Origin of the sequence: Phytopseudomonas flavescens (assembly GCF_900100535.1) — a bacterium.
Lineage (GTDB): Bacteria > Pseudomonadota > Gammaproteobacteria > Pseudomonadales > Pseudomonadaceae > Aquipseudomonas > Aquipseudomonas flavescens.
Genome location: NZ_FNDG01000043.1, coordinates 1 through 5,849, shown reverse-complemented (window position 1 = coordinate 5,849; position 5,849 = coordinate 1). Strand labels below are relative to the sequence as shown.

Here is a 5,849-nt window from a genome sequence, read left to right as displayed (position 1 = left end):
CTGATGAAGGCGTACTTCAGCCGGACTCCTTGGCAAAGTACGCGGCGGCCTTTTTTAGGATGTCTCGCTCTTCGGTCACTCGCTTGAGTTCAGCACGCAGACGACGCAGTTCGGCCTGCTGATCGTTCTCTTGCTGCCGCTTTTCCTGGGGCTTGCTGTAGCGCTTGATCCAGGCATACAGGCTGTGCACCGACATACCTAACCGCGCTGCCACTTCGGCTACAGGAAGGCCACGCTCGGTCACTTGCTTGACCGCTTCGATTTTGAATTCTTCGGGGTAACGCTGGTTGCTCATGGCACCTCCTAGTGGGCCTCATTATGAGGCTTGGAGGTGTCTACGAAACTAGGGGCGATTCAACGGGTTATATCTTCAATTGCTGTCTTAGTTGGCTTTTTTCCCTGTCAATCGTGAGCTGATCAGAGGAGTCTAAGCATCCGGTCAAAATTGCGGTGAGGATTAATATCAGGGATTTACGCATATGTATTCCATTACGGTGGGGCTATTGATATTCATCTGAATGCTCGATGGACAGGAGATATGCCGGAGCCGGTTAACCAAGTCTGAAGCGAGAGCCTCACGGCTAACGCTGGGTGAAAAGTAGGACTCTGTGGTTGATTCTTACGATAGCGGGGCCAGTAGTGGTTTCCTGCCAATCTCGGTCTCAGCGAATACAGCTTTATAGGCGCAGGATCCTTTAGAAGGGCTTCAGAGCAAATGCTACTGATTTTTTGTGAGGGAAACTAGCAGCCGCTGACTGAGAGCTTCAAGCCGTAAAACCTGCTACCCAGCAGACGGCAGATAGCAGCCGGGGCGAAGAGGGAGTTGTTAACTGCTCGCCAACCGCCAGTTTTACGATTCGCGGTAGCTCAGCCTGCAGTAGGAAATTTGAACGTCATCGGATCCTCAATATTTTCACCTTGACGTAATCTTTCAATCTCATAGGATTCGCAGCCACGTTGCCGTGGTTTCTAACAAGGATTGTTGATGCGATACCTTTTTGGCTGCCTGGGCTTGACCCTTGCGCTTCTTCCTGTGGCTGCCCTCGCGCAAAGCTCCGAGGGACTGTCCGTTACTAGGGCGAGTCTGCTGTCGGTGTACACCCAGGCCGCGCTGCACGACGCGGAATTGTCCGCTGCACGCCATGAATATCGGGCGCGTGCCGAAGCAGCTCCTCAAGCTCGCTCAGGGTTGCTGCCAAGTATCACTGCTGGGATGGTGAGCGAGTCGACCCGACTGGACAGGGATAAGCCTGAACTCATCCGCTCACGCAGTGGCACCACGGTTCGTGCAAGCCTCACGCAGCCGCTGTTTCGCCTTGACCGCTGGTTTGAGCTCAAGGCCGCTCAGGCCGATGTCGCCCAGGCGGAAATGGAACTCGCAGCCAAGGAGCAGGGGCTTATTCTGAAAGTGGCGGAGGCGTATTTCGAAACCCTTCGCCAACTGGATGCGCTCGCCGCTTCGCGTGCTGAGGAATCGGCTCTGCTTGAGCAGCAGGCCCAGGCGCAAGGGCGCCTCGAAGGCGGTGTTGCCAGCATCACAGACGTGCTCGATGCGCAGGCTGCCTATGATCTAGCAAAGGCGAATTCAAAGGTTTTCCAGCGTAACGTCGATGAGGCCTTCGATGTCATATATCGACTAACAACACGCGAATACGTTGCTATCGACGGCGTAGCCCACTCAATGCCGGTAGACCCACCATTCCCCAACGATGCGACAGCGTGGGTCGATTCGGCCACCCAACAAAACCTCAACCTACTTGCGACCAACCATGCGGTTACGTCGGCGGAAGAAAGAGTTAGGCAGAGCAAGTCAGGTTTCTCACCAACCGTCGATGTTGTTGCTTCCTATCGAAAAGGCGACAACGATAGTTTCGGCTACAACAACCCATCTGATTTTGGTCGCAGCGATTATCGCGATGATGTTGCGCAGAGCAGCATCGGCATCGAGCTGAACATTCCGCTCTATAGCGGCGGCATGACTCGTTCGCAGGTGCGCCAATCTGTAGAGCTCCTGGCAAAGAGCGAAGACGATCGCGAGAACGCCAGGCGTGAGGTGGTTCTGCTGACCAGAAGCGCTCATCGAGCGATCAATGCTGGAGTAGAGCAGATTGCAGCGCGCCTGCAGGCGATTAAGTCAGGCCGGATGTCATTAGAAGCCAACGAAGTCGGCTTGAGGGTTGGGACTCGCAACATGGCTGATGTGTTGAATGCTCAGCGGCAGCTATACGCGGCGGTTCGGGATTACAACAATTTTCGCTATGACTACATCATCGATAACTTCAAACTCAAGCAAGCTGCGGGGATGCTGGCTGTTGGTGATCTGCAGGAGTTTTCCATTTTTCTCAAAGAAAACTACGATGCCAGTCGCGACTTCTTGCCTAATTTAGGCGAGCGCTAATACCACCAACATCGGCATCTGGGGTTACTCGCCATGTGCTGCTATGCATTTGGGCGTTCGGAAGAGTCGATTCTAATCTCCATCTGCTGTGCCGCTCGTCGGAATCACAGGCGAAAGGATTCTTAACTGGGTTATCTGTTTAGTAACCCGTTGGTTTTGAAGGATTTGGACTCGGAGTCTTTTCAGAACCATAGTCGCTAAGCGATGCCATCACGCTTGCCGTTCTTAAGGTGATCACTATAATCAGTGCTAGTCGTAGTTGATCATTTCTATGCAAGGATGCGTAATGATGAGTATTCCAGCCGTGAACGAGTCAATCATTGACTCTTTGGCTCATCTACTTATGCCGCTCAGTATCTCTGTTTTGTGTACCCAGCCTTTCTTCAAAAGTACATTTATTCTCGAATCCTAAAGTTATGTAGAATGGTGTGCTTTCTCCTGTTGACTTTTAAGTAAAGTTTATAGTTAATTTTGGTTTATTTGGCATGGGGCGCGAATTGTGATTAAAAAGGATTTTAGGTGTCTTATTGCCTGGTCTCTTGCTAAGAGACCAGTTTTTGTGATGTTGATTATCGCAATTTTCATGGGTGCACTTTATCTTATTCTCGGCTTTTTTGAGCATGAGTGGCTGCGTCATATCTTTAAGCTGAAACTTGATCAAGTTAGAAATTCAGGTGTGGCTAGTCCTGTCGACATAGAAAATATAGCAGTGGCTTCGTCGCTTTTATTCGTGGTGCTAGCGCCGTTTCTAATCTATGTATCATTTCATGAGCGTATACCATACGGAACGGCTGAATATTCTTTCGTAAAGCAGCCGTTGATAGCCAGGGCGGTAATCGGACTCTTCTTCCTTATGGCTGTAAGCTTATCTGTTGTTGTGTTCCCATACAGCGCCAGTCTGCCAGTCGACTTCTTCTTTCAAACTTCGTTTCGGTATTTTTTTGCTAACGTGCTGTTGATTTGGGTGTTCGGATACGTGCTTTTGCTTGAGGTTTCGCTAGTTAAAGATCTCGCACAGAAAATAAAAGGGAGAATGATGAAATGACGGATCAAACTGTGGCATCAGATGTTAACGTTCATGAAGTCGCCTGGGGATCAATTCTTGCCACGTTAGAGACGTTTGCATTTGCCTCTGCGAAGCAGCTAGATGACTGGGCGATAGCCGCTCAAAACAGAGCACTGGCTAATTTAGATAAATTGAATTTGTCCGAAGATTTATTGAATAAGGTTCGGCAGTCGACATTGTCAGAAAGTTTCAAAGCAAATTATTCCAAAATTATGGCAGGTCTACAGGCTGAGATTGCTTTAGAACTAGACAATGCAAAGTCGATGGCTAATAGCAATTTGAAAAACGCCTCCGTGTCAGCAATGATGGGGCGAGTGATGGCCGGGGCAGGCTTGGCGCTGTCCGGCGCCTCAATTTATCAAGCCGCGCAGACAGGTGACAAAACTGCCCTTGGTAGTGCGGTGATTGGGTCTTTTGCAGGAGCCTTGCTTGGTACGTTTATGGTGTCATCAGCCACTACTGTCGTTGGTGGTGCAGCGTTGGCGTTGGCGGCTGCCTTGGTTTCTTTCGGAGTCGTAGAGTTTATAGTTCCGGACTCATGGAAGTCTTCTGTTGGCGAGTTTTACAGCGATGCAGCTGATGCGTTTGGAGAGCTCCTAGATTGGCTCGATCCTAATGGTTTGATCTCTGATCTTCAGGAAACTTTTAAGGACGCCCTGGGTACAGTGTCACCGCTTATTCTAGATTTAGACGGGGATGGCGTAGAGACTATAGCCAGGTCTGCAGGCGTGAACTTTGATCATGATGGGAATGGCTTTGCAGAGCTTTCCGGATGGGTTGGGAAAGATGATGGGTTATTAGTGTGGGATCGTAATGATAATGGTCTCATTGATAGCGGAGCAGAGCTGTTTGGTAATTTCACAAAGTTGGGTAATGGTCAGAATGCTGCGAACGGCTTTCTGGCTTTGTCTGAGTTGGATAGCAATGGCGATGATAAGGTCGACAGTTCTGATGAGCTCTTCGAGCAGTTGAAAATATGGAAGGATAGCAATAGCAATGGAAAGGTTGATAATGGAGAGTTGTCGAGTTTATCAGACTGGCATGTTAAGAGCTTGGGGTTATCTTACACATCAAAAAACTTGACTGATGCCCAAGGTAATAAGGTTCTGCAGGTCGGACAGTACGTGAACACTGACGGCGTAGTCCGCGCAATGAACGACATCTGGTTTAGTAAAGATGAGGCGCGTAGCGTTGAAATTGGTGATGTTGAGGTTAGCCAGGAAATTGCCTCGTTGCCTAACGTATCAGGCTTCGGCCATGTCAGCAGCTTACACCGGGCAATGGCATTGGATGAATCAGGTGCTCTTGGGCATCTGGTTTCCTTGTATGTAAATGAGACAGATCGTGCTTTAAGGTCTGCCATGTTGGATGACATCATTTTTCACTGGGCCGGAGTTGAGCAGTACGCGCCCAATAGTCGCGGAGAGTTCATATCTGATGGTAGGAAGCTCTATGCATTGGAAAAATTTCTTGGGCAGGCCTTTATCCAGGGAAGCGGAACTAACGCCGGACTTCCGAATCCAGGGCCCAATGCTTCTGCGATAATACTTGAAGCTTATGTTAAGGTTGTCAAATATGTAGATGAATCGCTAATGTATGCGGTTCACGTCGCTCCATATCTAAGTGAATTTCGTTTGAGTTTGGGCGGTGATGGCTTCACGCTAGCTGCGAATGACGCGATTCATAAGCTGGAAGCTAATTATGAAGTATCTCCTTTAAAATCTATTGTGGATCTCGTTAGCCTGATGAACCACGAAGCGTCGAAGTATGTGTCTGGGCTTGATAGGTTACTTGAGGTTTTCGCAGCAGGTTTATCTAGTTCTGAGTTGAGTGCTGTTGAGTCTTTTTTCAAAAACTTTAAGCTCGGGTCTTCGTTGGATGATTCCATTATAAATACAGGGCAGGTCGACTATATAGTCAAAGGCCTTGCAGGCAGCGATGTAATATCTACAGGTTCCGGTAACGATCAGATTTCCGGCGGAACTGGGGACGACGTGCTGAGTGGTGGCAATGGCAACGACACCTATCTCTACGCGCGTGGTGATGGAAACGATACGATCGCTGAGAGGCAGAGCTACGGTACAGCTGATCAATTAAAGCTGACCGATATCAATTCAAATGAGGTCACGCTGGTGCGTGCCGGAAATGATGTGAAGGTTGTGATTGCGGAGAGTTCGCCGGGCGCTGGAGATGCTGGTTCGATCCTACTCAAAGATACCCTGGACAATTTTTATTCGACTGGTGTTGAACGAGTGGTTTTCGCCGACGGCTCTGTCTGGGATCGAGCCCAATTGGTCGAACGCGTGATCAATGCGTCTCAGACGTCAGGTAACGACACGATTATCGGTACTAACGTTGATAACGTACTTCAGGGCGGGCGTGGCA

The 5,849-nt window shown here is 49.4% G+C and carries 3 protein-coding genes and 1 pseudogene; 3 read left to right on the top strand and 1 reads right to left on the bottom strand.

All coding sequences use genetic code 11. From position 1 onward, the window contains the following. A pseudogene (locus BLR94_RS26890) lies at nucleotides 1-295 on the bottom strand (transposase); the annotation flags it as partial. A gap of 690 nt (nucleotides 296-985) precedes the next feature. Between BLR94_RS26890 and BLR94_RS26885 the strand changes: the two are divergent. The 3 genes from BLR94_RS26885 to BLR94_RS26875 form a co-directional block, all read left to right on the top strand. Beyond that, the gene (locus tag BLR94_RS26885) at nucleotides 986-2,398 is read left to right on the top strand and encodes a TolC family outer membrane protein (protein WP_084308999.1); all 1,413 of its coding nucleotides are present in this window, start codon (nucleotides 986-988) and stop codon (nucleotides 2,396-2,398) included. A gap of 562 nt (nucleotides 2,399-2,960) precedes the next feature. Continuing rightward, on the top strand, nucleotides 2,961-3,443 hold the full coding sequence (locus tag BLR94_RS26880) for a hypothetical protein (protein WP_084309000.1): 483 nt from the start codon (nucleotides 2,961-2,963) through the stop codon (nucleotides 3,441-3,443). Next, a partial coding sequence (locus BLR94_RS26875; protein ID WP_279615895.1) for a calcium-binding protein occupies nucleotides 3,440-5,849 on the top strand: 2,410 nt, incomplete at its 3' end. The genes BLR94_RS26880 and BLR94_RS26875, both read left to right, overlap by 4 nt.